Origin of the sequence: Leclercia pneumoniae, from assembly GCF_017348915.1 — a bacterium.
GTDB classification, from domain to species: Bacteria; Pseudomonadota; Gammaproteobacteria; order Enterobacterales; family Enterobacteriaceae; genus Enterobacter; species Enterobacter pneumoniae.
Window position 1 is genome coordinate 651,504 of the sequence record NZ_CP071383.1, and the last position, 25,280, is coordinate 676,783.

Annotated in this window: 20 protein-coding genes; 11 read left to right on the forward strand and 9 right to left on the reverse strand. The window is 55.1% G+C overall.

The genetic code is table 11. The annotated features are described in order from the left end of the window. The first annotated feature begins 32 nt into the window (after nucleotides 1–32). The 10 genes from fkpB (at nucleotide 33) to folA (ending at nucleotide 11,314) form a co-directional block, all read left to right on the forward strand. Nucleotides 33–482 carry an FKBP-type peptidyl-prolyl cis-trans isomerase gene (fkpB, locus tag JZ655_RS03075; protein WP_040077225.1) on the forward strand — a complete coding sequence of 150 codons (450 nt, stop codon included), beginning with the start codon at nucleotides 33–35 and terminating at the stop codon, nucleotides 480–482. Between the two features lies 1 nt (nucleotide 483). Then, entirely contained in the window at nucleotides 484–1,434 is a 951-nt protein-coding gene (gene ispH, locus JZ655_RS03080; RefSeq protein WP_207292975.1) for a 4-hydroxy-3-methylbut-2-enyl diphosphate reductase, read from the forward strand. Nucleotides 1,435–1,623: 189 nt separating this feature from the next. After that, the gene (gene dapB / locus JZ655_RS03085; RefSeq protein WP_040077223.1) at nucleotides 1,624–2,445 is read left to right on the forward strand and encodes a 4-hydroxy-tetrahydrodipicolinate reductase; all 822 of its coding nucleotides are present in this window, start codon (nucleotides 1,624–1,626) and stop codon (nucleotides 2,443–2,445) included. A 454-nt stretch (nucleotides 2,446–2,899) separates the two neighbouring features. Next, nucleotides 2,900–4,048, forward strand: coding sequence for a glutamine-hydrolyzing carbamoyl-phosphate synthase small subunit (carA, locus tag JZ655_RS03090; RefSeq protein ID WP_046885014.1), 1,149 nt, complete (start codon nucleotides 2,900–2,902; stop codon nucleotides 4,046–4,048). An 18-nt stretch (nucleotides 4,049–4,066) separates the two neighbouring features. Beyond that, nucleotides 4,067–7,291, forward strand: a complete 3,225-nt coding sequence (gene carB, locus JZ655_RS03095; protein WP_040077219.1) for a carbamoyl-phosphate synthase large subunit — start codon at nucleotides 4,067–4,069, stop codon at nucleotides 7,289–7,291. A 124-nt stretch (nucleotides 7,292–7,415) separates the two neighbouring features. Beyond that, nucleotides 7,416–7,904 (forward strand): toxin-antitoxin system YwqK family antitoxin, encoded by a 489-nt coding sequence (locus JZ655_RS03100; RefSeq protein WP_242637299.1) that lies wholly within the window; start codon nucleotides 7,416–7,418, stop codon nucleotides 7,902–7,904. A gap of 88 nt (nucleotides 7,905–7,992) precedes the next feature. Beyond that, nucleotides 7,993–8,226 (forward strand): YgdI/YgdR family lipoprotein, encoded by a 234-nt coding sequence (locus JZ655_RS03105; protein ID WP_046885013.1) that lies wholly within the window; start codon nucleotides 7,993–7,995, stop codon nucleotides 8,224–8,226. Between the two features lie 105 nt (nucleotides 8,227–8,331). Continuing rightward, complete coding sequence (kefF, locus tag JZ655_RS03110) at nucleotides 8,332–8,862, forward strand: glutathione-regulated potassium-efflux system oxidoreductase KefF (protein ID WP_207292976.1); 531 nt, start codon at nucleotides 8,332–8,334, stop codon at nucleotides 8,860–8,862. After that, nucleotides 8,855–10,720: a glutathione-regulated potassium-efflux system protein KefC gene (gene kefC / locus JZ655_RS03115; protein ID WP_207292977.1), complete on the forward strand. Its 1,866-nt coding sequence runs from the start codon at nucleotides 8,855–8,857 to the stop codon at nucleotides 10,718–10,720. The genes kefF and kefC overlap by 8 nt, the downstream gene beginning before the upstream one ends. A 114-nt stretch (nucleotides 10,721–10,834) precedes the next feature. Beyond that, the gene (gene folA, locus JZ655_RS03120; protein ID WP_006173915.1) at nucleotides 10,835–11,314 is read left to right on the forward strand and encodes a type 3 dihydrofolate reductase; all 480 of its coding nucleotides are present in this window, start codon (nucleotides 10,835–10,837) and stop codon (nucleotides 11,312–11,314) included. A 42-nt stretch (nucleotides 11,315–11,356) separates the two neighbouring features. Here folA and apaH read toward each other — a convergent pair whose 3' ends face one another. The 6 genes from apaH to lptD are packed head-to-tail and all read right to left on the reverse strand — an operon-like array spanning nucleotide 11,357 to nucleotide 18,095. Continuing rightward, on the reverse strand, nucleotides 11,357–12,205 hold the full coding sequence (gene apaH, locus JZ655_RS03125; RefSeq protein WP_046885010.1) for a bis(5'-nucleosyl)-tetraphosphatase (symmetrical) ApaH: 849 nt from the start codon (nucleotides 12,203–12,205) through the stop codon (nucleotides 11,357–11,359). Between the two features lie 3 nt (nucleotides 12,206–12,208). Further along, a complete protein-coding gene (gene apaG / locus JZ655_RS03130) occupies nucleotides 12,209–12,586 on the reverse strand; it encodes a Co2+/Mg2+ efflux protein ApaG (protein WP_040077213.1) in 378 nt (125 codons plus the stop codon). A gap of 3 nt (nucleotides 12,587–12,589) precedes the next feature. Further along, entirely contained in the window at nucleotides 12,590–13,411 is an 822-nt protein-coding gene (gene rsmA, locus JZ655_RS03135) for a 16S rRNA (adenine(1518)-N(6)/adenine(1519)-N(6))-dimethyltransferase RsmA (protein WP_046885009.1), read from the reverse strand. Beyond that, a complete protein-coding gene (gene pdxA / locus JZ655_RS03140; protein WP_207292978.1) occupies nucleotides 13,408–14,394 on the reverse strand; it encodes a 4-hydroxythreonine-4-phosphate dehydrogenase PdxA in 987 nt (328 codons plus the stop codon). Before pdxA ends, rsmA begins: the two co-directional genes overlap by 4 nt. Then, a complete protein-coding gene (gene surA / locus JZ655_RS03145) occupies nucleotides 14,394–15,680 on the reverse strand; it encodes a peptidylprolyl isomerase SurA (RefSeq protein WP_040077208.1) in 1,287 nt (428 codons plus the stop codon). Before surA ends, pdxA begins: the two co-directional genes overlap by 1 nt. A 54-nt stretch (nucleotides 15,681–15,734) precedes the next feature. Further along, entirely contained in the window at nucleotides 15,735–18,095 is a 2,361-nt protein-coding gene (gene lptD / locus JZ655_RS03150) for an LPS assembly protein LptD (protein WP_207292979.1), read from the reverse strand. Between the two features lie 240 nt (nucleotides 18,096–18,335). Between lptD and djlA the strand changes: the two genes are divergently transcribed. Beyond that, entirely contained in the window at nucleotides 18,336–19,154 is an 819-nt protein-coding gene (djlA, locus tag JZ655_RS03155; RefSeq protein ID WP_040077205.1) for a co-chaperone DjlA, read from the forward strand. Between the two features lie 28 nt (nucleotides 19,155–19,182). Here the strand turns inward: djlA and rluA are convergent, their stop codons facing one another. The 3 genes from rluA to polB all read right to left on the reverse strand — a co-directional run bounded on the left by rluA (nucleotide 19,183) and on the right by polB (nucleotide 25,249). Continuing rightward, nucleotides 19,183–19,842 (reverse strand): bifunctional tRNA pseudouridine(32) synthase/23S rRNA pseudouridine(746) synthase RluA, encoded by a 660-nt coding sequence (rluA, locus tag JZ655_RS03160; RefSeq protein ID WP_040077204.1) that lies wholly within the window; start codon nucleotides 19,840–19,842, stop codon nucleotides 19,183–19,185. Between the two features lie 12 nt (nucleotides 19,843–19,854). Beyond that, a complete protein-coding gene (gene rapA, locus JZ655_RS03165) occupies nucleotides 19,855–22,761 on the reverse strand; it encodes an RNA polymerase-associated protein RapA (protein WP_040077203.1) in 2,907 nt (968 codons plus the stop codon). Nucleotides 22,762–22,891: 130 nt separating this feature from the next. Further along, on the reverse strand, nucleotides 22,892–25,249 hold the full coding sequence (polB, locus tag JZ655_RS03170; protein WP_207292980.1) for a DNA polymerase II: 2,358 nt from the start codon (nucleotides 25,247–25,249) through the stop codon (nucleotides 22,892–22,894). Nucleotides 25,250–25,280 lie beyond the last annotated feature (31 nt).

The window sequence follows — 25,280 nt, forward strand, 5'->3', positions numbered from 1 at the left end:
GCGTCACCGGGCAAAATCAGCGAGCAACTTGCATGTCTAAATCCGTACAGAGCAACAGCGCGATCCTCGTTCACTTCACCCTGAAACTTGATGACGGTTCCACGGCTGAGTCTACCCGCAATAATGGTAAGCCTGCGCTGTTTCGTCTTGGTGATACCTCGCTTTCTGAAGGCCTGGAGCAGCAGCTTCTGGGGTTGAAAGAGGGTGAGACAAAAGCCTTTTCTCTGGAGCCGGACGCGGCATTTGGCGTGCCGACCCCGGACCTGATCCAGTATTTCTCGCGCCGTGAATTTATGGATGCGGGTGAACCTGAGATTGGGGCAATTATGCTCTTTACCGCAATGGATGGCAGCGAAATGCCTGGCGTGATCCGCGAAATTAACGGTGACTCTATTACCGTCGATTTCAACCATCCCCTTGCCGGGCGTACGGTCCATTTTGATATCGAAGTGCTGGAGATCGATCCGGCACTGGAGGCCTGAAATGCAGATCCTGTTGGCTAACCCGCGCGGCTTCTGCGCCGGTGTAGACCGCGCTATCAGCATTGTTGAAAATGCGCTGGAAATTTACGGCGCCCCCATTTACGTGCGTCATGAAGTGGTGCATAACCGCTACGTGGTCGACAGCCTGCGCGAGCGCGGCGCCATTTTCATTGAACAGCTCAGTGAAGTGCCGGACGGGGCGATCCTCATCTTCTCCGCCCACGGCGTCTCCCAGGCGGTACGTAACGAGGCGAAAAGCCGCGATCTGACTGTGTTTGATGCCACCTGTCCGCTGGTGACAAAAGTACATATGGAAGTCGCGCGTGCCAGCCGTCGTGGTGAAGAATCTATTCTGATTGGTCACGCAGGCCACCCGGAAGTCGAAGGCACGATGGGCCAGTACAGTAACCCGGAAGGGGGGATGTATCTGGTTGAGTCGCCGGAAGATGTAATAACGCTGAACGTGAAAAACGAAGCGAAGCTGTCGTTTATGACCCAGACCACGCTCTCCGTTGATGACACCTCTGATGTAATCGACGCATTGCGCCAGCGCTTCCCGAAAATCGTCGGGCCGCGTAAAGACGACATCTGCTACGCCACCACCAACCGTCAGGAAGCCGTGCGTGCGCTGGCTGAACAGGCGGATGTGGTGCTGGTGGTCGGATCGAAAAACTCCTCAAACTCCAATCGCCTGGCCGAGCTGGCCCAGCGTATGGGGAAAGCGGCGTTTCTGATCGACGACGCTACGGATATTCAGGAAGCATGGGTGAAAAACGCAGCCTACGTTGGCGTAACGGCCGGAGCTTCCGCGCCGGATATCCTGGTGCAGAACGTTATTTCCCGTCTGCAGGAACTGGGCGGCGGCGAGGCGGTACCGCTGGAAGGGCGCGAAGAGAATATTGTCTTCGAAGTCCCTAAAGAGCTGCGAATCGACGCACGAGAAGTGGAGTAATCCTTCCAAAGCCAGCAATTCATTGCTGGCTTTTTTGTTTTACCGCCCAGTGCGGTAAATCATGTCTTTTACTGATAGTTCCTGCTGTTTATCATTAAATTCTAATTATCGACGTTTTCAGATGGCGGCTTCGGCGGAGGCTGGTTAATCTGAAAACGATTTACATCATTTTAACGTAAGAGAATAACTATGCATGATGCACAGGTCCGTGTCGCAATCGCGGGCGCAGGCGGCCGTATGGGCCGTCAGTTGATTCAGGCTACGCTCCAGATGGATGGCGTTGCGCTGGGTGCCGCACTGGAGCGCGAAGGCTCTTCTCTGCTGGGGGTTGATGCCGGTGAACTGGCAGGAACCGCGAAAACTGGCGTCACCGTTCAGAGCAGCCTTGAGGCGGTAAAAGAGGATTTCGATGTCTTCATCGACTTCACGCGTCCAGAGGGCACCCTGCATCACCTGGCGTTTTGCCGTCAGCACGGCAAGGGAATGGTCATTGGGACTACCGGGTTTGATGACGCGGGTAAGCAGGCCATTCAGGACGCGTCTGGGGAGATCGCTATCGTTTTTGCGGCCAACTTCAGCGTCGGCGTCAATGTGATGCTCAAGCTGCTGGAAAAGGCGGCAAAAGTCATGGGTGATTACACCGATATCGAAATTATCGAAGCGCATCACCGTTACAAAGTGGATGCCCCATCCGGGACAGCGCTGGCAATGGGCGAAGCCATTGCTCAGGCCATGGATAAAGATCTGAAGTCCTGCGCGGTGTACTCCCGTGAAGGACATACCGGCGAACGTGTGCCGGGCACTATCGGTTTTGCTACCGTTCGCGCAGGCGACATCGTAGGCGAGCATACTGCTATGTTTGCCGATATCGGCGAGCGCGTAGAGATCACCCATAAGGCTTCGAGTCGTATGACATTCGCCAACGGGGCGATTCGTTCGGGTTTGTGGTTAAAAGGTAAGGATAAAGGTCTTTTTGATATGCGAGATGTACTTGATCTCAACAATTTATGATGATTATTACCCTTCGTGATGTGGTTATGGCAGTCATAAGCACTTGATTGCACGGGGCAATATTTTATTGCCCCTTTATTTTAGGTATAATATCCAGCTATTGCTTTGAAACTGTATTTATTAACAATAATCTGCGTTTTTATCGTTGCGTTTTTGTAAAATTTGACCATCTGGTCCACTTTTAGACCCTCCTCATTGAGAATTGTTGGTTAAACCGCTCCGCAAGCGATTTCCTGTGTGATTTATTTGATCTTTTCAGCGCTTAAAACCTCTCTTTGTCACCAGTGACGCAAAATAACAAATAAAATACGCGTTTTAAGTTGACTTTCCCCCCCGAAATCTCCAGAATGCCGCCGTTTGCCGAAAATCCACAGGCAACAAATTTGCATTGATCCGCAACATAGTTGTGCATTAATATGCAGATAAAGTGAGTGAATATTCTCTGGAGGGTGTTTTGATTAAGTCAGCGCTATTGGTTCTGGAAGACGGAACCCAGTTTATCGGTCGGGCCATAGGGGCAACAGGTTCGGCGGTTGGGGAAGTCGTTTTCAATACTTCAATGACCGGTTATCAAGAAATCCTCACTGATCCTTCCTATTCCCGCCAAATCGTCACCCTTACTTATCCCCATATCGGCAATGTCGGCACCAATGCCGCCGATGAAGAATCTTCCCAGGTACATGCACAAGGCCTCGTCATTCGTGACCTGCCGCTGATTGCCAGCAACTACCGCAATACTGAAGACCTCTCTTCATACCTGAAGCGCCATAACATTGTGGCAATCGCCGATATCGATACCCGTAAGCTGACCCGGATTCTGCGCGAAAAAGGCGCACAGAACGGCTGCATTATCGCAGGGGACAACCTCGATGCGGCGCTGGCGCTGGAAAAAGCAAAAGCCTTCCCCGGCCTCAATGGCATGGACCTGGCGAAAGAAGTCACTACCGCAGAAGCTTATAGCTGGACGCAGGGTAGCTGGACGCTGGCTGGCGACCTGCCAGAAGCCAAAAAAGAGAGTGAACTGCCTTTTCACGTAGTGGCCTACGATTACGGCGCCAAGCGCAATATCCTGCGCATGCTGGTGGATCGCGGCTGTCGCCTGACGGTTGTTCCGGCGAAAACCCCGGCTGATGAAGTCTTGAAAATGAACCCGGACGGCATCTTCCTCTCCAATGGTCCCGGTGACCCGGCGCCGTGCGATTACGCTATCGACGCGATCAAAGCTTTTCTCGAAACCGATATCCCGGTCTTTGGCATCTGCCTGGGCCATCAGCTCCTGGCGCTGGCGAGCGGTGCCAAAACCGTGAAGATGAAGTTCGGGCACCACGGTGGTAACCACCCGGTAAAAGATATCGACAACAACACGGTGATGATTACCGCGCAGAACCACGGCTTTGCTGTAGATGAAGCCTCCATGCCGGCTAACCTGCGCGTGACGCACAAGTCGCTGTTTGACCATACCCTGCAGGGGATTCATCGCACCGATAAGCCCGCGTTCAGCTTCCAGGGTCACCCGGAAGCCAGTCCTGGCCCGCACGATGCCGCACCGCTGTTCGATCACTTTATCGAACTCATCGAGCAATACCGTAAGACCGCTAAATAATCAGGAGCCGAGAAGACCATGCCAAAACGTACAGACATAAAAAGCATCCTGATCCTTGGCGCTGGCCCGATTGTTATCGGTCAGGCCTGTGAATTCGACTACTCCGGTGCGCAGGCGTGTAAAGCCCTGCGTGAAGAGGGTTACCGCGTTATCCTGGTGAACTCCAACCCGGCCACCATCATGACCGACCCGGAAATGGCCGATGCGACTTACATCGAGCCGATTCACTGGGAAGTCGTACGCAAAATTATTGAGAAAGAGCGCCCGGACGCGGTTCTGCCAACCATGGGCGGCCAGACCGCGCTGAACTGTGCGCTGGAGCTGGAGCGTCAGGGCGTACTGGAAGAGTTCGGCGTAACCATGATTGGCGCCACCGCCGATGCGATTGATAAAGCGGAAGATCGCCGTCGCTTCGACGTTGCCATGAAGAAAATCGGCCTCGATACTGCGCGTTCCGGTATTGCGCACAATATGGAAGAGGCGCTGGCCGTCGCGGCTGATGTGGGTTATCCGTGCATTATCCGTCCTTCCTTTACCATGGGCGGCACCGGCGGCGGTATCGCTTACAACCGGGAAGAGTTTGAAGAGATTTGTGCGCGTGGCCTGGATCTCTCTCCAACCAACGAACTGCTGATTGACGAATCGTTGATTGGCTGGAAAGAGTACGAGATGGAGGTGGTGCGTGATAAAAACGACAACTGCATCATCGTCTGCTCTATCGAAAACTTCGATGCGATGGGCATCCACACCGGTGACTCCATCACCGTGGCCCCGGCCCAGACCCTGACCGACAAAGAGTACCAAATCATGCGTAACGCCTCGATGGCGGTACTGCGTGAGATTGGCGTAGAAACCGGCGGCTCTAATGTCCAGTTCTCGGTCAACCCGAAAAACGGTCGTCTGATTGTTATTGAAATGAACCCGCGTGTTTCCCGTTCCTCTGCGCTGGCCTCCAAGGCCACCGGCTTCCCGATTGCGAAAGTGGCGGCGAAGCTGGCGGTAGGTTACACCCTCGACGAGCTGATGAACGACATCACCGGCGGCCGCACGCCAGCGTCTTTCGAACCCTCTATCGACTACGTTGTGACCAAAATTCCACGCTTCAACTTCGAGAAATTTGCCGGCGCGAACGACCGTCTGACTACCCAGATGAAATCTGTCGGTGAAGTGATGGCTATTGGCCGCACCCAGCAGGAATCCCTGCAGAAAGCGCTGCGTGGCCTCGAAGTGGGCGCCACCGGCTTTGACCCGAAAGTGAGCCTGGATGATCCGGAAGCGCTGACCAAAATTCGCCGCGAGCTGAAAGACGCGGGCGCTGAGCGTATCTGGTACATCGCCGATGCCTTCCGTGCTGGCCTCTCCGTTGACGGCGTGTTCAACCTGACCAACATTGACCGCTGGTTCCTGGTGCAGATTGAAGAGCTGGTGCGTCTGGAAGAGAAAGTGGCAGAGCTGGGCATTAACGGCCTGGACGCTGACTTCCTGCGCGTCCTGAAGCGTAAAGGCTTCGCCGATGCGCGTCTGGCTAAGCTGGCTGGCGTGCGCGAAGCGGAAATCCGCAAGCTGCGCGACCAGTATGACCTGCACCCGGTCTACAAGCGCGTGGATACCTGCGCGGCGGAATTCTCCACCGACACCGCCTACATGTACTCCACCTATGAAGACGAGTGCGAAGCGAATCCGTCCGTCGACCGCGACAAAATCATGGTACTGGGCGGCGGTCCTAACCGTATCGGCCAGGGCATTGAGTTTGACTACTGCTGCGTCCACGCCTCGCTGGCGCTGCGCGAAGACGGTTACGAGACCATCATGGTCAACTGTAACCCGGAAACTGTCTCGACCGACTACGACACCTCTGACCGCCTCTACTTCGAGCCGGTTACCCTGGAAGACGTGCTGGAAATCGTGCGCATCGAGAAGCCGAAGGGCGTCATCGTGCAGTACGGCGGCCAGACCCCGCTGAAGCTGGCGCGCGCGCTGGAAGCAGCAGGCGTACCGGTTATCGGCACCAGCCCGGATGCGATTGACCGCGCCGAAGACCGCGAGCGTTTCCAGCAGGCGGTTGACCGTCTGAAGCTGAAGCAGCCGGCGAACGCCACCGTGACCGCGATTGAAATGGCGGTGGAGAAGGCGAAAGAGATTGGTTACCCACTGGTGGTGCGTCCATCCTACGTACTGGGCGGCCGCGCGATGGAGATCGTCTACGACGAAGCCGACCTGCGCCGCTACTTCCAGACGGCGGTGAGCGTCTCTAACGATGCGCCGGTTCTGCTCGACCGCTTCCTGGATGACGCGGTAGAGGTCGATGTAGATGCTATCTGCGATGGCGAAATGGTGCTGATTGGCGGCATCATGGAGCACATCGAGCAGGCGGGCGTGCACTCCGGTGACTCCGCCTGTTCTCTGCCAGCCTACACCCTGAGTCAGGAAATTCAGGACGTGATGCGTCAGCAGGTGCAGAAGCTGGCCTTTGAGCTGCAGGTTCGCGGCCTGATGAACGTCCAGTTCGCGGTGAAAGACAACGAAGTTTACCTGATTGAGGTGAACCCTCGTGCGGCACGTACAGTACCGTTCGTCTCTAAAGCCACCGGTGTACCGCTGGCGAAAGTAGCGGCGCGCGTGATGGCTGGTCAGACGCTGGCGCAGCAGGGCGTGACCAAAGAGATCATCCCGCCGTACTACTCGGTGAAGGAAGTGGTGCTGCCGTTCAACAAATTCCCGGGCGTTGACCCGCTGTTAGGGCCTGAAATGCGCTCTACCGGGGAAGTGATGGGCGTGGGCCGCACCTTCGCGGAAGCGTTCGCCAAAGCACAGCTGGGCAGCAATTCCACCATGAAGAAACAGGGTCGTGCGTTGCTCTCCGTTCGCGAAGGCGATAAAGAGCGGGTGGTCGACCTGGCCGCTAAGCTGCTGAAGTACGGCTTCGAGCTGGATGCAACTCACGGTACGGCGATTGTACTGGGTGAAGCGGGCATCAACCCACGTCTGGTGAACAAGGTGCATGAAGGTCGTCCGCACATTCAGGACCGTATCAAGAATGGCGAATACACCTACATCATCAACACCACCGCGGGCCGTCAGGCGATTGAAGACTCCAAGCTGATCCGCCGCAGTGCGCTGCAGTATAAAGTGCATTATGACACCACGCTGAATGGCGGTTTCGCCACCGCGATGGCGCTGAATGCAGACGCTACAGAGAAGGTGATTTCAGTGCAGGAAATGCACGCGCAAATCGCGAAGTAAGCATCAGAATGCTCTTAAAACCCGCTTCGGCGGGTTTTTTATTGCCTTTACGACCAATATTGGCGGTTGCGCTTACAGAATAGTGGCCGCATGGTTAGCGCACTCATCTTAAAAGGAGTTTCTTGTGAATCGTACAATTGCGCTGATCTCGCTGGTGGCGTTGCTCTCTGGATGCGCGGATTTCGCCTCCTCTGTTACCAATACTATCGATAGCATGGGTATGACACCCGACTATGCTAAAGGATTGAAAGAGGATCTGGAGGGACAGAAAAAGCTCACGACACCTGAGGTGAAGGTGGCGGACAACGTGCCGGAAGGCAAGCTGGTGGAGAAGTACGACAATGGCAGCAAAAAGTTTGAAACCGTGGTCAAAAACCGCTGCTTTGATGAGTATATCGATGTCTACTATCCCAATGGCGTGTTAAGAAGCCATACGCCGCTGGTCCATTGCAAAGCCAACGGGGTTTCTCAGGGCTACACCCAGGACGGCAAACTGCATTCGACCATCACCTTTAAAGAGAGTGAGGCTAACGGAGAGGCGAAGACCTACGATGCCAACGGCAAAGTGGTGAAGACGGTGATCTATAAAGAGGGCCTGTCGGTAAAAAGCTAAGAGTGTTCTGTATTTACCCCTGCAGGCGGAATATTCCACTATAGTATTACGCTAAACGACATGTCTTGACTGACCCAGGGAGAATACAATGAACAACAAACTGCTGATGACCTCCATTTTTGCTGCCGCTGCTCTGTTTACCGTTGCCGGCTGCTCTTCTAACCAGTCAGTAAAAACGACTGACGGTAAAACTATTGTCACCGACGGCAAACCGCAGGTGGATGATGATACGGGTCTGGTTTCTTACAAAAATGCTGAAACCGGGCAGACAGAGCAGATTAACCGCGATCAGGTAAAATCAATGGGCGAACTGGATAACTAGTTCAGATTTACCCATTTAGCTCGTCAATATTATTCACTATTAGCCTGTTAGATTACTGACTACACTCTTTCCTTAAAAGAGAGCAGTAAATCAACAGGCTAATACATGATCTTAATTATTTATGCTCACCCTTATCCGCAGCACTCGCATGCGAATAAGCGGATGCTGGAGCAGGTAAGGAATCTCGACGGCGTAGAAGTACGCTCGCTCTATCAACTCTATCCCGATTTCAATATCGATATCGCCGCCGAACAGGAAGCGCTATCTCGTGCCGATCTCATCGTCTGGCAACATCCTATGCAGTGGTACAGCACGCCACCTCTGTTAAAACTCTGGATCGATAAAGTCTTCTCGCACGGCTGGGCGTATGGCCACAACGGTCAAGCGCTGCAGGGCAAAAGTCTGCTCTGGGCGGTGACCACCGGCGGGGGGGAGAGCCACTTCGATATCGGCGATTTCCCGGGCTTTGATGTGCTGGCGCAGCCACTTCAGGCGACCGCGCTCTATTGTGGATTACATTGGCTCCCGCCTTTCGCGATGCACTGCACCTTCGTTTGCGACGATGAAACGCTGCAAGCGCAGGCGCGTCACTATAAACAACGTTTACTCGACTGGCAGGAGAAGCACCATGGATAGCCATACGCTGATTCAGGCGCTGATCTATTTAGGCGCGGCGGCACTGATCGTGCCGGTTGCTGTACGGCTGGGGCTGGGATCGGTTCTCGGTTATCTCATCGCTGGCTGTGTCATTGGCCCCTGGGGATTGCGCTTAGTAACAGATGCCGAGTCGATCCTGCATTTTGCGGAAATCGGCGTGGTGCTGATGCTGTTTGTTATCGGTCTGGAGCTGGATCCGCGTCGTTTATGGACGCTACGGGCATCGGTATTTGGCGGCGGGGCGCTACAGATGATTGCCTGCGGCCTGCTGCTGGGTGGGTTCTGTATGCTGCTGGGTATGGAGTGGAAAGTGGCAGAGTTGATCGGCATGACGCTGGCGCTCTCCTCTACCGCCATTGCTATGCAGGCGATGAACGAACGTAATCTGACTGTTTCGCAAATGGGGCGCAGCACGTTCTCGGTGCTGCTGTTCCAGGATATTGCCGCCATTCCTTTGGTTGCAATGATCCCCCTCCTGGCAGCCTCTGGTGCCTCGACAACGCTGGGGGCGTTTGCGCTCTCGGCACTGAAAGTTGCGGGCGCACTGGCGCTGGTGATCCTGCTGGGACGCTATGTTACCCGGCCGCTGCTGCGCTTTGTCGCGCGCTCTGGCCTGCGTGAAGTCTTCAGCGCCGTGGCATTGTTCCTGGTCTTTGGCTTCGGTTTGCTGCTGGAAGAGGCCGGATTATCGATGGCGATGGGGGCATTCCTGGCCGGGGTACTGCTGGCCAGCTCGGAATATCGTCATGCGCTGGAAAGCGATATTGAGCCATTTAAAGGCTTGTTGCTTGGGCTGTTCTTTATTGGCGTTGGGATGTCGGTCGACTTTGGTACGCTGGTGACGCATCCGCTGCGGATCCTGGTGCTACTGGTCGGTTTCCTGGTCATTAAGATGGCGGTGTTATGGCTGATTGCCCGTCCGCTGAACGTGCCTAATCAACAGCGTCGCTGGTTTGCCGTATTGCTGGGGCAGGGGAGTGAATTTGCCTTCGTGGTTTTTGGCGCGGCGCAGATGGCGAACGTACTGGATCCTGAATGGGCAAAAGCCTTAACCCTGGCGGTGGCGCTCTCGATGGCGGTTACGCCACTCTTGCTAGTACTGTTAACTCGCCTGGAAAATGCGGGCAGCGGCCACGAGCGTGAGGCTGATGAGATTGATGAAGAACAACCTCGCGTGATTATCGCCGGGTTTGGCCGCTTTGGTCAGATTACTGGCCGCTTACTGCTGTCGAGCGGCGTAAAGATGGTCATACTTGATCACGATCCGGACCATATCGAAACGCTGCGTAAATTTGATATGAAGGTATTCTATGGCGATGCCACGCGGGTCGATCTGCTTGAATCGGCGGGTGCCAGTAAGGCCGAAGTGCTGATCAACGCCATCGACGATCCTGAAACCAGCCTGCAGCTGGCGAAGCTGGCTCAGGAACATTTCCCACACCTGAAGATCATCTCTCGTGCGCGCGATGTGGACCATTACATCCAGCTACGGCAGGCCGGTGTTGAAGCTCCCGAGCGTGAAACCTTCGAAGGGGCGCTTAAATCAGGGCGTCTGGCGCTGGAAAAGCTGGGGCTGGGTGCCTACGAGGCGCGAGAGCGTGCCGATCTGTTCCGCCGCTTTAACATTGAGATGGTGGAAGAGATGGCCGCAATGACCGAAAGTGACGCGTCGTCGCGTGCCGCGGTCGTCAAACGTACCAGCGCGATGCTGACCGAAATCATCAGCGAAGATCGTAATCATCTCTCACTGATTCAGCGTCATGGATGGCAAGGGACCGAAGAGGGTAAGCATACGGGCAACCCTGCGGATGAGCCAGAGAGTAAACCTATGACCTGAAGAGGCCTCGACAGCAATATTTAAATATTTCCGCTTCTTTACTCTGCCGCCCGTCGACGAAAGATTAAGCTTTACGTATAGTGGCGGCAATTTTTATATCCGGGAAATTTTTCAATGATCAGTCTGATTGCAGCGCTGGCGGTAGATCGCGTTATCGGTATGGAAAACGCCATGCCATGGAACCTGCCTGCCGATCTCGCATGGTTTAAACGTACGACGCTGAACAAGCCAGTAGTGATGGGCCGCCTGACCTGGGAGTCAATTGGTCGCCCTTTACCTGGCCGTAAGAACATTGTCATCAGTAGCCAGCCAGGCACCGATGATCGCGTTGAGTGGGTTAAATCTGTCGATGAAGCTATCGCCGCCTGTGGCGACGCGGAAGAAATTATGGTGATTGGCGGCGGCCGTGTTTACGAGCAGTTCCTGCCAAAAGCCCAGAAACTCTACCTGACCCATATCGATGCGGAAGTGGAAGGCGATACCCATTTCCCGGATTACGATCCGGATGAATGGGAGTCGGTCTTCAGTGAGTTTCACGATGCGGACGCACAAAACTCGCACAGCTACTGCTTTGAGATCCTTGAGCGTCGCTAACTGCGTTACGCACCTCTTTTTGACGAGAGGTGCGTACTTTCCTTAAGAGGCAACCGCCTCGTCGTCGCCTAAATCCGGCTGACGATTCGATGGTTGAATAAACCAGGCTTTATCTTCCCAGCGCAGGCAGGTGAGGTCACCTCCCCAACAACAGCCGGTATCCAGAGCATAGATGCCCTCTGGCGTGCCTTTCCCCTCCAGTGATGCCCAGTGACCAAAGGCCACGCTATAGCTTTCCGTCACCGGCCCGGGGATAGCAAACCAGGGTTTCAGCGGCGCAGGCGCACTCTCGGGCACATCCTTGCAGTACATATCCAGCTGACCGTTCGGGAAGCAGTAACGCATGCGGGTAAAGGCGTTGGAGATAAATCGCAGGCGTGCCAGACCGCTCAGCTCAAGGCTCCAGTTATTCGGCATGTCGCCGTACATGGCATCGAGGAAGAAGGGGTAAGAGTCGCTGGTCAGCACCGCTTCTACATCACGCGCGCACTCTTTAGCGGTTTGCAGATCCCACTGCGGCGTAATCCCCGCGTGGGCCATCACCAGCTTCTTCTCTTCATCGATTTGCAGCAGCGGCTGACGGCGTAACCAGTTGATGAGTTCATCGGCATCCGGCGCATCCAGCAGCGGAGTGATACGATCTTTTGGCTTGTTACGGCTGATGCCGGCATAGACCGCCAGCAGATGGAGATCGTGGTTGCCCAGTACGACGCGAACGCTATCGCCGAGTGATTTAACGTAGCGTAACACTTCCAGCGAGCCTGGGCCGCGCGCGACCAGATCGCCCGTCAGCCACAGCGTGTCTTTGCCCGGTGTAAACTCCACCTGCTTTAACAACGCGATCAGTTCATCGTAGCAACCGTGAACGTCGCCAATAAGGTATGTAGACATGTTTTAGTGAATGAGTGTTGGGACAGCCAGACGGAAAACAGGAATGGCAATACGGAAGGTATTGCCGTCGGCATCGACCATTTCGTAATGGCCCTGCATGGTGCCCAGCGGCGTTTCGATGACCGCACCGCTGGTGTATTGATACTCTTCGCCAGGAGCGATATGCGGTTGTTCACCAACGACGCCTTCCCCCTGGACTTCGATTTCACGGCCGTTGCCATTGGTGATCAGCCAGTAGCGCCCAAGCAGTTGCACAGGCGTTCGCCCCAGGTTACGGATGGTGACGGTATAGGCAAAGACATAACGCTCTTCATCCGGCGTGGATTGCGATTCGATATAGAGACTTTGCACCTGAACACATACGCGGGGCGAATCAATCATGGCTTAGCTCTCCTTCGGCGGCGTATTTTCGCTGATGTAATTAGCCAGCTTGCAGTACTGCTCGACAGAAATATTTTCCGCACGCATTGCCGGATCGATGCCCAGCTCAGATAACACCTCAACGGTAAACGAGTTACTCAGGCTGTTGCGGATCGTTTTCCGGCGCTGGTTAAAGGCTTCCGTCGTAATGCGGCTCAGTACGCGCAGATCTTTTACTGGATAAGGCATCGTGGTATGAGGAACCAGACGCACCACCGCAGAGTCCACCTTTGGCGGTGGCGTAAAGGCCGTCGGCGGCACTTCAAGTACCGGGATGACGTTGCAATAATATTGCGCCATTACACTCAGTCGACCATACGCTTTACTGTTCGGCCCTGCAACCAGTCGATTCACCACCTCTTTCTGCAACATAAAGTGCATGTCGGCGATGGCATCAGTATAGCTAAACAGGTGGAACATCAGCGGCGTCGAGATGTTGTACGGCAGGTTACCAAACACGCGCAGCGGCTGGCCCATTTTCTCTGACAATTCGCCAAAGTTCATGGTCATCGCATCCTGCTGATAGATAGTCAGCTTCGGCCCGAGGAAGGGGTGTGTTTGCAGGCGCGCCGCCAGATCGCGGTCCAGCTCGATAACCGTCAGCGCGTCGAGACGCTCACCGACCGGTTCAGTCAACGCAGCAAGACCTGGGCCGATCTCGACCATCGCCTGGCCTTTCTGTGGATTGATAGCCGAAACAATACTTTCGATCACAAACTGATCGTTGAGGAAGTTTTGCCCGAAACGTTTACGGGCTAAGTGGCCCTGATGGACGCGATTATTCATTGAGTATTAACAATCATTTTGATGGCGAGATTAAGCGCCGTAATAAAACTGCCGACATCTGCCTGGCCCAGGCCTGCTAAATCAAGTGCAGTACCGTGGTCAACGGACGTTCGAATAAAGGGTAAACCGAGGGTGATGTTCACGCCGCGGCCAAATCCCTGGTATTTTAGCACGGGAAGGCCCTGATCGTGGTACATCGCCAGCACGGCATCGGCATTCTCAAGATATTTGGGCTGGAAAAGGGTATCGGCAGGCAGTGGCCCGCTGAGATTCATCCCTTTCGCACGCATCTCGTTGAGGACCGGGATAATGGTGTCGATCTCTTCTGTACCCATGTGCCCGCCTTCCCCGGCATGGGGATTCAGGCCGCAGACCAGTATGTGCGGCTGCTCAATACCGAATTTAGTCTGCAAATCGTGATGCAGAATCCCGATAATTTCCCGCAAAAGTGCCGGGGTAATGGCATCAGGAATCGCCTTAATGGGCAGGTGGGTGGTGACCAGCGCCACGCGCATCTCTTCAGTGGCCAACATCATCACCACTTTCGGGCTTTGCGAGCGCTCTTCAAAGAATTCGGTATGCCCTGTAAAGGTAATACCTGCGTCGTTGATCACCCCCTTGTGCACCGGACCGGTAATCAGCGCCGCAAATTCGCCGTTCAGACAGCCATCGCAGGCACGCGCCAGGGTCTCTACCACGTAGTGACCATTTTCGGTGCTGAGCTGGCCGGGAATCACGGGTGCGCGCAGCGGGACATTGAGCAGGGTTAAGGTCCCCGCTTGCTGTGGAACCGGCTGCAGGGCGGCATCATAGGGGAGGAGAGATAAAGGCAGACCGAGCAGTGCCGCCCGGTCTTGTAACAGTGTGGCGTCAGCACATATGACCAGCTCTACCGGCCAACTGCGTTGCGCGAGCTGGACAACGAGGTCCGGACCAATCCCGGCGGGTTCGCCGGGAGTGATGACAACACGGTGGTGTTTCATTAGTTGCTCAATACTTTCACGTAAGCGCTGGCGCGTTGCTCCTGCATCCAGGTCGCCGCTTCTTCCGAGAATTTACGATTGAACAGCATGCGATACGCGCGATCTTTCTGCGCCGCATCGGTCTTATCTACGCTGCGGGTATCCATCAGTTCGATCAGGTGCCAGCCAAAGGTGGAGTGAACCGGCGCGCTCATCTGGCCCTTGTTCAGCTTCATCAGCGCATCACGGAAGGCCGGATCGTAGATATCGGCTGCCGCCCAGCCCAGATCGCCGCCCTGGTTAGCAGAGCCTGGATCCTGAGAAAACTCTTTTGCCGCATTGGCGAAAGAGGTTTTTCCGCTACGAATATCTGCAGCAATCTGCTCCAGCTTCACGCGTGCCTGATCGTCGTTCATGATCGGTGATGGCTTCAGCAAGATATGACGGGCATGCACTTCCGTGACCGAGATGCTCTGGCTCTGGCCGCGCAGGTCGTTCACTTTCAGGATGTGGAAGCCAACGCCCGAGCGGATCGGACCAATGACGTCACCTTTCTTCGCGGTGCTCAAAGCCTGAGCGAAGATAGACGGCAGCTCCTGGATACGGCCCCAACCCATCTGGCCGCCTTTCAGCGCCTGCTGGTCGGCAGAGTAAGTGATTGCCAGTTTGCCAAAATCACCGCCGTTTTTCGCCTGATCGACGATGGAACGCGCCTGGTTTTCCGCATCAGCAACCTGATCGGAGGAAGGATTTTCCGGCAGTGGGATCAAGATGTGGCTCAGGTTCAGCTCTGTACTGGCATCGTTCTGGTTACCCACCTGTTTCGCCAACTGATCCACTTCCTGAGGCAGGATGGTGACACGACGACGGACTTCGTTGTTACGCACCTCAGAAATCAGCATCTCTTTGCGAATCTGATTACGATAGGTTGAGTAGCTAATACCGTCATAGGCCAGACGACTGCGCATCTGATCTGCAGACATGTTGTTCTGTTTAGCGATGTTCGCGATCGCCTGATCGAGCTGTTCGTCAGAGATCTTCACACCCATTTTTTGACCCATCTGCAGAACGATCTGATCCATGATCAGACGTTCAAGGATCTGATGACGCAGCGTGGCATCATCCGGAAGTTGCTGACCTGCCTGACCCGCGTTGAGCTTCACAGACTGCATTAAACCATCAACGTCGCTCTCAAGTACTACACCGTTGTTCACAACGGCTGCGACTTTATCGACAACCTGTGGGGCCGCGAAGCTGGTATTCGCAACCATGGCGATACCGAGCAGCAGCGTTTTCCAGTTCTTCATACTTTTTCCATTTCAATTAACCGCAAATGCGGATTACGTTGTCATTCAAGTGCATCACAGAGAATTTTGGTACGGCAGAATGTTAGAACGCAGCATCTGCTGAGTACCCAGGCCGTAATTCGAACTCAGGCCGCGCAGTTCGATGTTAAAGCCAATAACTTTATCGTATTCGCTATGCTGGCGAGTGCTATCCCAACCGTTCAGCTTACGTTCGTAGCCGACGGTTATAGCGTAGCAGCAGGAGTTATACTGCAGCCCCACCATCTGATCGGCCGGCTTGCTGGTGTTGGTGTCAAAGTAGTACGCACCCACAACGGACCAGCGATCGGCGATCGGCCAGCTTGCTGTGCCACCCACCTGCGAAATGCCCTCTTTATACTGCTGGGAGGTCGAATATCTCTTAGGAAGCGTTGCCTGGATATATTGTGGGCTAGCATAGCGGTAGCTCAGTTGCACCAGACGGTCTTCATCACGACGATACTCAATGGTACCGCTGCCAGTGGCAATGTTGTTTAAACGGGTATCGTACTGGACACCGCCGCGCAGGCCCCAACGATCGGTCATGCGCCAGTAAGTGTCTCCGGCCCAGACCAGGGAGCCCGTTTTGTTGTCTTCTTCCCAGTTGATATCGTCATCACCGGTACGAGACTCGGTGAAATAGTAGATTTGACCAGCAGAAACGTTAAAACGTTCAACCTGAGCATCATCAAAAATGCGTGTTGTGACGCCTGTCGTCAGCTGATTGGCAGAGGCAATACGGTCCAGACCGCCGTAAGTACGGTCGCGGAACAGGCCACTGTAGTCGGGTTGTAAGAAAGAGGAGTCGTAGTTCTGGATGTTACTCTGATCGCGATAAGGGACGTAAAGATACTGCATACGTGGCTCAAGCGTCTGGGTATAGCCGCTCGCCATATTCATGTCGCGTTCTAAAATCAGCTTTCCGTCCATCTTAAATTGCGGAAGGGTACGATTAACAGAATCTTTAAGATTAACGCCGTTACTGGCGTTGTATTGATCGGTGTTTTTCTGCTGATAGTGGGTTGCCATCAGCTTGGCTTCGGTATCCAGGCTCGCCCAGTTATTCGACCACGGCAGGTTAATCGTTGGTTCAAGATGCACACGTGTAGATTCTGGCATATCGTCATTGGTGTTAACAAAGTGCACCGCCTGTGCATAAACGCGAGTATCAAACGGACCGACATCATTTTGATACCAGTTAACATCAAGCTGTGGCTCGGCGGCATAGGTGCTGCGCGTCTGGTTGCTGAAGACCTGGAACTGTTTGGTGGATACCGTCGCGTTAAAATTCTGCACCGCATAACCGGCGCTAAATTTTTGCGTAGCATAGCCGTCGGTACTGGAACCGTATTTCGAATCGAAGTCGTTAAAGTAGCTTGAATCGCTGACTTTGGTGTAGTTGACGTTAAAACGCCACACCTGATCCATCACACCCGCATGCTGCCAGTAGAATAACCAGCGATGACGATCGTCTCCGGATGGATTATTTTTGGCATCATCTCGGTAGACATCATCGGAAGGCAGATAATCCAGCTCCATGACACCCGCGCCCGCCTGCGACAGATAGCGGAACTCATTCTCCCACATGATATTGCCGCGCTTATGGATATAGTGCGGCGTAATTGTGGCATCCATGTTCGGCGCGATGTTCCAGTAGTACGGCAGGTAAAACTCGAAGTAGTTACTGGTGCTGTATTTCGCATTCGGGATCAGGAAACCTGAGCGGCGCTTATCGCCAACCGGCAGCTGCAGGTAAGGGCTGTAGAAGATCGGCACCGGGCCGAGCTTAAAGCGGGCGTTCCAGATCTCTGCAACTTGCTCTTCGCGGTCATGGATCACTTCGCTTCCCACGACGCTCCAGGTATTAGAGCCGGGCAGACAGGAGGTGAAGGTGCCGTTTTCCAGAATGGTATAGCGGTTTTCACCGCGCTGTTTCATCAGATCGGCGTTACCGCGACCCTGACGACCCACCATCTGGTAATCGCCTTCCCAGACGTTGGTATCTTTGGTATTAAGATTTGCCCAACCTTTCGGACCTTTCAGAATGACCTGATTATCGTCATAGTGCACATTACCCAGCGCATCAACAGTTCGCACCGGTTCGGCGGCACCGTCAGGCTGCTTTTGATGAAGCTGAACCTCATCGGCCTGCAGACGGCTATTACCCTGTGCAATATCGACATTGCCGTGGAAAACGGCATTGTCAGGGTAATTACCTTTTGCGTTATCCGCAGTGATGGTGACCGGTAAGTCGTTCGTATCACCCTGAACCAACGGGCGATTATAGCTGGGAACACCCAGCATACATTGCGAGGCGAGATCGGCTGCCAGTCCCTGTTGAGTATAGAGGGCAGTGCCAATCATTGTGGCCAGAAGGGTGGGGATACGTTTTTTCATACGTTTTATTTGTTGTTCCGTCATCAGTGGCTATACGCTGGCAAACGGTCAGAGACTATCTTACTCATCATCGCAGTGCCAGCGTTAATCCTGCCCGTTTGCGAGCCGTGGTGATAGGCTCGCTATTGAATGACGAGTATGATAATGCAAATTATAGGCGATGTCCTTCAATTGACCGTGGCGAGACCACAGGAATGATGGCATTGCACAGGATCAGATCCATCACCATTTGGGGAGTATATGCAGTATTGGGGAAAAATTATCGGCGTGGCGTTCGCATTAATGATGGGCGCAGGCTTCTGGGGCATCATTCTGGGGCTGATTATCGGCCATATGTTTGATAAAGCTCGCAGTCGTAAGATGGCCTGGTTCGCCAATCAGCAACAGCGTCAGGCCCTCTTTTTTGCGACGACCTTCGAAGTGATGGGGCATCTGACTAAATCAAAAGGGCGCGTGACGGAGGCGGACATTCATGTCGCCAGCCAGTTTATGGACCGAATGAACCTGCACGGGGATTCGCGTGCGGCGGCGCAACATGCATTTCGCGTAGGTAAGGCGGATAACTATCCCCTGCGTGAAAAGATGCGTCAGTTCCGTAGCGTCTGTTTCGGTCGTTTTGATTTGATTCGTATGTTCCTTGAGATCCAGATTCAGGCAGCCTTTGCCGATGGTTCGCTTCATCCGAACGAACGCGACGTGTTGTATGTCATTGCGGAAGAGCTCGGTATCTCACGAATGCAGTTTGACCAGTTCCTGCGCATGATGCAGGGCGGAGCGCAGTTCGGTGGCGGTTACCAACAGCAGCAATCTTCTGGCGGCGGCTGGCAGCAGGCGCAACGTGGCCCGACGCTGGAAGATGCCTGTAACGTGCTGGGCGTGAAGCCAACGGACGATGGCCCAACCATTAAGCGCGCCTATCGTCGACTGATGAGCGAACATCATCCGGATAAGCTGGTGGCGAAAGGGTTACCGCCAGAAATGATGGAGATGGCGAAGCAGAAAGCGCAGGAGATTCAGAAAGCGTATGAGCTCATAAAAGAGCAGAAAGGCTTTAAATAAGATACGCCCGGTATAGCCGGGCGTTATTTTAGAAGTCGACCGGGGCTTTAAAGGTCATCGCATTCCCGAAAGCGGGATGGGTGATGGTCAGCATCCGGGCATGCAGCTGCAGGCGAGGCGCCAGCGCGCGCGCCTCCGGTGGCGCATAGAAGCGATCCCCAAGAATCGGATGCCCCAATGCCAGCATATGCACGCGCAGCTGGTGTGAACGGCCGGTAATCGGTTTTAGCAGGACCCGCGCCGTATTATCCGGCGCGTACTCCAGCACTTCATACTCAGTCTGCGCCGGTTTGCCTGTCTCATAGCAGACCATCTGCTTCGGACGGTTAGGCCAGTCGCAAATCAGGGGCAGATCCACCAGCCCTTCGGCTTTCTCCGGGTGCCCCCAGACGCGGGCAACATACTCTTTTTTGGGCTCACGCTCGCGGAACTGGCGTTTAAGCTCCCGCTCCGCCGCTTTGGTCAGCGCCACCACAATCACGCCGCTGGTGGCCATATCCAGACGATGAACCGACTCTGCCAGCGGATAATCGCGCTGAATGCGCGTCATCACGCTGTCTTTGTGTTCATCCAGACGGCCCGGTACGGATAACAGACCGCTCGGCTTGTTGACCACCATGATATGTTCATCCTGATACAGGATAACCAGCCAGGGATCCTGCGGCGGATTGTAGGGCTCCATTTGCATGCTGCGCTCCGGTTACTGATGCGTCACGACGATAAGGCGCAGCGCATCCAGACGCCAGCCAGCCTGCTGCAAGCTTTCCAGCACCTGCTGACGGTTGCTCTCAATCGCCGCCAGCTCATCATCACGGATGTTCGGGTTCACTGCACGCAAGGCTTCGAGGCGAGAGAGCTCGGCAGAGAGTTTTTCATCCGCTTCGCTGCGCGCCGCGTCAATCAATGCCTGAGCCGCTTTCTCAATCTGCGTTTCACCCAGTTGCAGGATGGCATGAACGTCCTGTTGTACCGCATTCACCAGTTTGCTGCCGGTATGGCGGTTTACCGCGCTGAGCTGACGGTTAAAGCTTTCGAACTCGACCTGCGCGGCAAGATTGGTGCCGTTTTTATCCAGCAGCAGGCGTACCGGCGTCGCGGGCAGGAAGCGGTTAAGCTGCAGCTGTTTTGGCGCCTGGGCCTCAACCACGTAGATAAGTTCCACCAGCAGGGTACCCACCGGCAGGGCCTTGTTTTTCAGCAGCGAGATGGTACTGCTGCCGGTATCGCCGGAGAGAATGAGATCCAGACCGTTGCGGATCAGCGGATGTTCCCAGGTGATAAACTGCGCATCCTCGCGTGAGAGGGCCACATCACGTTCAAAGGTGATGGTGCACCCGTCTTCCGGCAGGCCCGGGAAATCCGGCACCAGCATATGATCGGAAGGCGTCAGCACAATCAGGTTTTCGCCACGATCGTCCTGGTTAATGCCCACGATATCGAACAGATTCATAGAGAAGCTGATCAGACTGGTATCGTCATCCTGCTCTTCAATGCTTTCGGCCAGGCGCTGTGCTTTTTCGCCGCCATTGGAGTGGATCTCCAGCAGGCGATCGCGGCCCTGTTCCAGCTGCGCTTTAAGCGCATCATGTTTTTCACGGCAAGATTTAATCAGCTCGTCAAAGCCTTCGGTCTCTTCCGGCGCGGCCAGGTAACCAATCAGATCGCCATGCACCTGATCGTAAATAGTGCGACCGGTCGGGCAGGTATGTTCAAACGCGTCCAGACCCTCGTGGAACCAGCGCACCAGCACGCTCTGAGCCGTTTTTTCTAGGTAAGGCACATGGATCTGAATATCGTGCGCCTGTCCAATACGATCCAGACGGCCAATACGCTGCTCCAGCAGGTCCGGGTTAAACGGCAGGTCAAACATCACCAGGTTGCTGGCGAACTGGAAGTTACGCCCTTCAGAACCGATTTCGGAACAGAGCAGTACCTGAGCGCCGCTATCCTCTTCGCCAAACCAGGCGGCAGCGCGGTCGCGCTCGATAATGGACATCCCTTCGTGGAACACGGCGGCGCGGATACCTTCGCGCTCGCGCAGCACTTGCTCCAGCTGCAGCGCAGTGGCGGCTTTGGCGCAAATCACCAGCACCTTCTGGGAGCGATGCGCGGTCAGGTAGCCCATCAGCCACTCAACGCGCGGGTCGAAGTTCCACCAGGTACCGGTATCTCCTTCGAATTCCTGATAGATCTGCTCGGGATAGAGCATGTCACGGGCGCGATCTTCAGCGCTTTTACGCGCGCCCATAATGCCGGAGACCTTAATGGCCGTCTGATACTGGGTCGGCAGCGGCAGCTTGATGGTGTGCAGTTCGCGTTTCGGGAAGCCTTTCACACCATGGCGAGTATTACGGAACAGCACGCGGCTGGTGCCGTGGCGGTCCATTAGCATAGAGACCAGCTCCTGGCGGGCAGCTTCTGCACCGTCATGCCCGCTGTTGGCCGTCTGCAGCAGCGGCTCGATATCCTGCTCGCCAATCAGATCGCTCAGAGTATTAAGCTCATCATTAGAAAGATGTTTGCCTGCCAGCAGTAGCGCTACCGCATCGGCAACCGGACGATAATTTTTTTGCTCTTCGACGAACTGCTCGAAATCGTGGAAACGGCTCGGATCGAGCAGGCGCAGGCGGGCAAAGTGGCTTTCCAGCCCCAGCTGTTCTGGCGTAGCGGTCAGCAGCAATACGCCCGGCACGCGCTCGGCCAGCTGTTCGATAGCCATATATTCGCGGCTTGGCGCATCGACGCTCCAGACCAGATGGTGCGCTTCATCCACCACCATCAGATCCCATTCCGCGTCGCAGAGGTGTTCGAGGCGCTGTTTGCTCCGGCGGACGAAGTCCAGCGAGCAGATCACCAGCTGTTCGGTTTCGAAGGGGTTATCTGCATCGTGCTGGGCTTCAGCGTAACGCTCGTCGTCAAACAGCGCAAAACGCAGATTGAAGCGACGCAACATCTCTACCAGCCACTGGTGTTGCAGGGTTTCCGGGACGATAATCAGCACACGCTCGGCGGCGCCGGAGAGCAGCTGTTGATGCAGGATCATGCCCGCTTCGATGGTTTTACCCAGGCCAACCTCATCTGCCAGCAGTACGCGCGGTGCGTGGCGACGGCCTACGTCATGGGCAATGTTGAGCTGATGCGGAATCAGGCTGGTGCGCTGGCCACGCAGGCCGCTCCAGGGCATGCGGTACTGTTCGCTCTGGAATTTACGCGCGCGATAACGCAGGGCGAAACGGTCCATACGGTCAATCTGACCGGCGAACAGACGATCCTGAGGTTTGCTGAAGACCAGTTTGCTATCAAGTAGCACCTCGCGCAGCATCACATCGCTCTCGTCCGTGTCGAGGCGCGTGCCAATATAGGCAAGCAGTCCATTCTCTTCTTTTACGTCTTCAATCTTCAGCTGCCAGCCTTCATGGCTGGTCACGGTGTCGCCCGGGTTGAACATGACGCGGGTAACAGGGGAGTCATTGCGAGCGTACAGACGGTTTTCACCGGTAGCGGGGAAGAGGAGAGTCACCATTCGCGCATCCAGCGCCACAACCGTTCCTAATCCAAGTTCGCTTTCTGTATCGCTGATCCAGCGTTGACCAAGTGTAAAAGGCATATATGTTCGGCTCTACTCTTTAAATTGCAGGCAATAGTTCAACCACCGTCGAAGATCGACAGTCATTAAAATATGGGTCCGGGAATGGAAAGGGCGCTATGGTACTGGATGGCAGCGATTTCGTCACCTGTCAAAATAGCCCCATCTGCCCAGTCATCAGTGTAGCAAAATCGTCGTCCAGGAAGGGTAAAATTCCGTCCGCCACGGGCTGAAGTTGTTTTGTGAGGTAGTGATCATAGTCAAGCGGCGAGCGCTGATAGTCCACCGGCTCAGGCCCGCTGGTGGTCCAGACGTATTTGATTGTGCCGCGGTTCTGATACTGCTGCGCACGCCCCAGACGGACATTCTCTTCATCGGCAAGCCTGGCAGCACGCACGTGCGGCGGCACATTGCGCTGGTATTCCGCCAGCGGCCGACGCAGCCGCTTACGGTAGACCAGCTGTGTATCCAGCTCGCCCGCCATCAGGCTGGCAATGGTCTCCCGGACATAGTCCTGGTAGGGCTCATTGCGGAAAATTTTCAGGTAGAGCTCTTGCTGGAAACACTGGGCCAGCGGCGTCCAGTCGGTACGCACCGTCTCCAGCCCTTTAAACACCATGCGCTGGTCATCGCCCTGCTGAATCAGCCCGGCGTAGCGCTTTTTGCTGCCCTGATCGGTACCCCGAATAGTGGGCATTAAGAAACGGCAGAAATGGGTTTCATACTCCAGCTCCAGCGCGCTGGTTAACCGCTCTTTTTGCAAATGGTTTTGCCACCAGTCATTGACGTAGGCGACCAGCCGTTTGCCAATGGCCATGGCCTGGTCTTCGCTCTGCTGGCCTTTTAGCCAGACAAAGGTCGAGTCCGTATCGCCGTAAATCACCTCATAGCCCTGGGATTCGATTAACGCCTTCGTCTGGCGCATGATCTCATGTCCACGCATGGTGATCGACGAGGCAAGTCTGGGATCGAAAAAGCGGCAGGCGCTGGTGCCGAGCACGCCATAGAAGGCGTTCATGATGATCTTCAGTGCCTGAGAGAGAGGTGAATTGCCGTGACGCTTTGCTTCGTCGCGGCCATGCCAGATCTGGCTGACGATCTCGGGCAGGCAGTGTTTCTGACGGGAAAAATGGGCCCCGAGAAAGCCTTCGGTGCTGTGGGTGTCATCTGGCTGCGCCATCCCCTCTACCAGACCCACAGGATCAATCAAAAAGGTGCGAATGATAGAGGGATAAAGGCTTTTATAATCCAGCACCAGCACCGAGTCATACAGCCCTGGCCTGGAGTCCATCACGTAGCCTCCAGGGCTTGCCTGCGGCGGCACATCGCCGAGATTCGGGGCCACATAGCCCGCCCGGTGCATGCGAGGAAAATAGAGATGGCTAAAGGCCGCTACCGAGCCCCCGTGACGATCCACCGCCAGGCCGTTGACCGTGGCGCGCTCCAGCAAAAAGGGCATGATTTCCGTTTTATGGAAAATCTGGGTCACCAGCTCGCAATCTTTCAGGTTATAGGTAGCGAGGGCAGGTTTGTTTTCGGCGAAACGGTGGTCAATTTCGTCCATCCTGTCCCAGGGGTTATCGATCGCTTTTCCTTCGCCGAGCAGCTCCTGGGCCACCGCTTCGAGGGAAAATGACGAGAAATTCCAGAAGGCGGATTTCAGCGCTTCGATGCCGTCTATAATCAGGCGTCCATTGGCCTGCGCAAAGAAGACCCCATTCTTGAAGCCGTGCTCGCGCCACTCCAGCTCGCTGTTGTCGCGCCCCAGAAGCAGGGGGATACGATAGCGTTCCGCATGCTTTTGCAAAACGCGCAGATCGAACTGCACCACATTCCAGCCGATGAGCACATCGGGATCGTGCTGCGCAAACCAGGCGTTGAGTTTCTCGAGAAGCTGGGGGCGGCTTGAAACATATTCCAGCTGGAAATCGAGGCCAGAAGCCTCGCCATTCGGCGGCCCCAGCATATAGACAACCCGCTGGCCACAACCCTCAATGCCAATGCAATAGAGCTCACCGTGACGAGTGGTTTCGATATCCAGCGAGGCCCATTTTAGCGACGGGCGATAGTGGGGGTTTGGTTTAAGACGGGCATTAACCAGCCGGTTGCCCTGTGGGGTGCCATCGACCCAGACGGGGGCGGTGATAAAGCGCTCCATTAAAAAACGCTCAGGCGGCCGGATATCGGCCTCATAGAGGGTAACGCCCGCCTCGCGCAGCACTTTTTCAAAGCGCATAAGCTGGCGGTGACCGCGACAGTAAAGGCCATACACCGTGCGGCGCTGGAAATCTTTTAATGCAAGCGGCGTAAGGCGCCAGCCGTTTTCGTCGCGCAGCAACGTTCGGGTCTTTTCAACATGAGGTTCGGGAATAAAGGCCACCGATTCCTGCGGCGGTAGCGTAACATGCAGCGGACCCTCGTCCGTAGCCAGCCAGAACGCCACCTCGGTACCTTGCGGCGTGTCTCGCCAGTGTCGGGTCAGTAAAAAGCCTTCTCGCGCCTGCGTCACGCCATTATCCCATCAAACAAAACCAGGCGTG

Excerpts from the sequence above, each read along its gene's own strand:
- fkpB (WP_040077225.1), top strand. The coding sequence starts at position 33 with ATGTCTAAATCCGTACAGAGCAACAGCGCGATCCTCGTTCACTTCACC.
- ispH (WP_207292975.1), top strand. The coding sequence starts at position 484 with ATGCAGATCCTGTTGGCTAACCCGCGCGGCTTCTGCGCCGGTGTAGAC.
- dapB (WP_040077223.1), top strand. The coding sequence starts at position 1,624 with ATGCATGATGCACAGGTCCGTGTCGCAATCGCGGGCGCAGGCGGCCGT.
- carB (WP_040077219.1), top strand. The coding sequence starts at position 4,067 with ATGCCAAAACGTACAGACATAAAAAGCATCCTGATCCTTGGCGCTGGC.
- JZ655_RS03105 (WP_046885013.1), top strand. The coding sequence starts at position 7,993 with ATGAACAACAAACTGCTGATGACCTCCATTTTTGCTGCCGCTGCTCTG.
- kefF (WP_207292976.1), top strand. The coding sequence starts at position 8,332 with ATGATCTTAATTATTTATGCTCACCCTTATCCGCAGCACTCGCATGCG.
- kefC (WP_207292977.1), top strand. The coding sequence starts at position 8,855 with ATGGATAGCCATACGCTGATTCAGGCGCTGATCTATTTAGGCGCGGCG.
- folA (WP_006173915.1), top strand. The coding sequence starts at position 10,835 with ATGATCAGTCTGATTGCAGCGCTGGCGGTAGATCGCGTTATCGGTATG.
- apaH (WP_046885010.1), bottom strand. The coding sequence starts at position 12,205 with ATGTCTACATACCTTATTGGCGACGTTCACGGTTGCTACGATGAACTG.
- apaG (WP_040077213.1), bottom strand. The coding sequence starts at position 12,586 with ATGATTGATTCGCCCCGCGTATGTGTTCAGGTGCAAAGTCTCTATATC.
- rsmA (WP_046885009.1), bottom strand. The coding sequence starts at position 13,411 with ATGAATAATCGCGTCCATCAGGGCCACTTAGCCCGTAAACGTTTCGGG.
- pdxA (WP_207292978.1), bottom strand. The coding sequence starts at position 14,394 with ATGAAACACCACCGTGTTGTCATCACTCCCGGCGAACCCGCCGGGATT.
- surA (WP_040077208.1), bottom strand. The coding sequence starts at position 15,680 with ATGAAGAACTGGAAAACGCTGCTGCTCGGTATCGCCATGGTTGCGAAT.
- lptD (WP_207292979.1), bottom strand. The coding sequence starts at position 18,095 with ATGAAAAAACGTATCCCCACCCTTCTGGCCACAATGATTGGCACTGCC.
- djlA (WP_040077205.1), top strand. The coding sequence starts at position 18,336 with ATGCAGTATTGGGGAAAAATTATCGGCGTGGCGTTCGCATTAATGATG.
- rluA (WP_040077204.1), bottom strand. The coding sequence starts at position 19,842 with ATGCAAATGGAGCCCTACAATCCGCCGCAGGATCCCTGGCTGGTTATC.
- rapA (WP_040077203.1), bottom strand. The coding sequence starts at position 22,761 with ATGCCTTTTACACTTGGTCAACGCTGGATCAGCGATACAGAAAGCGAA.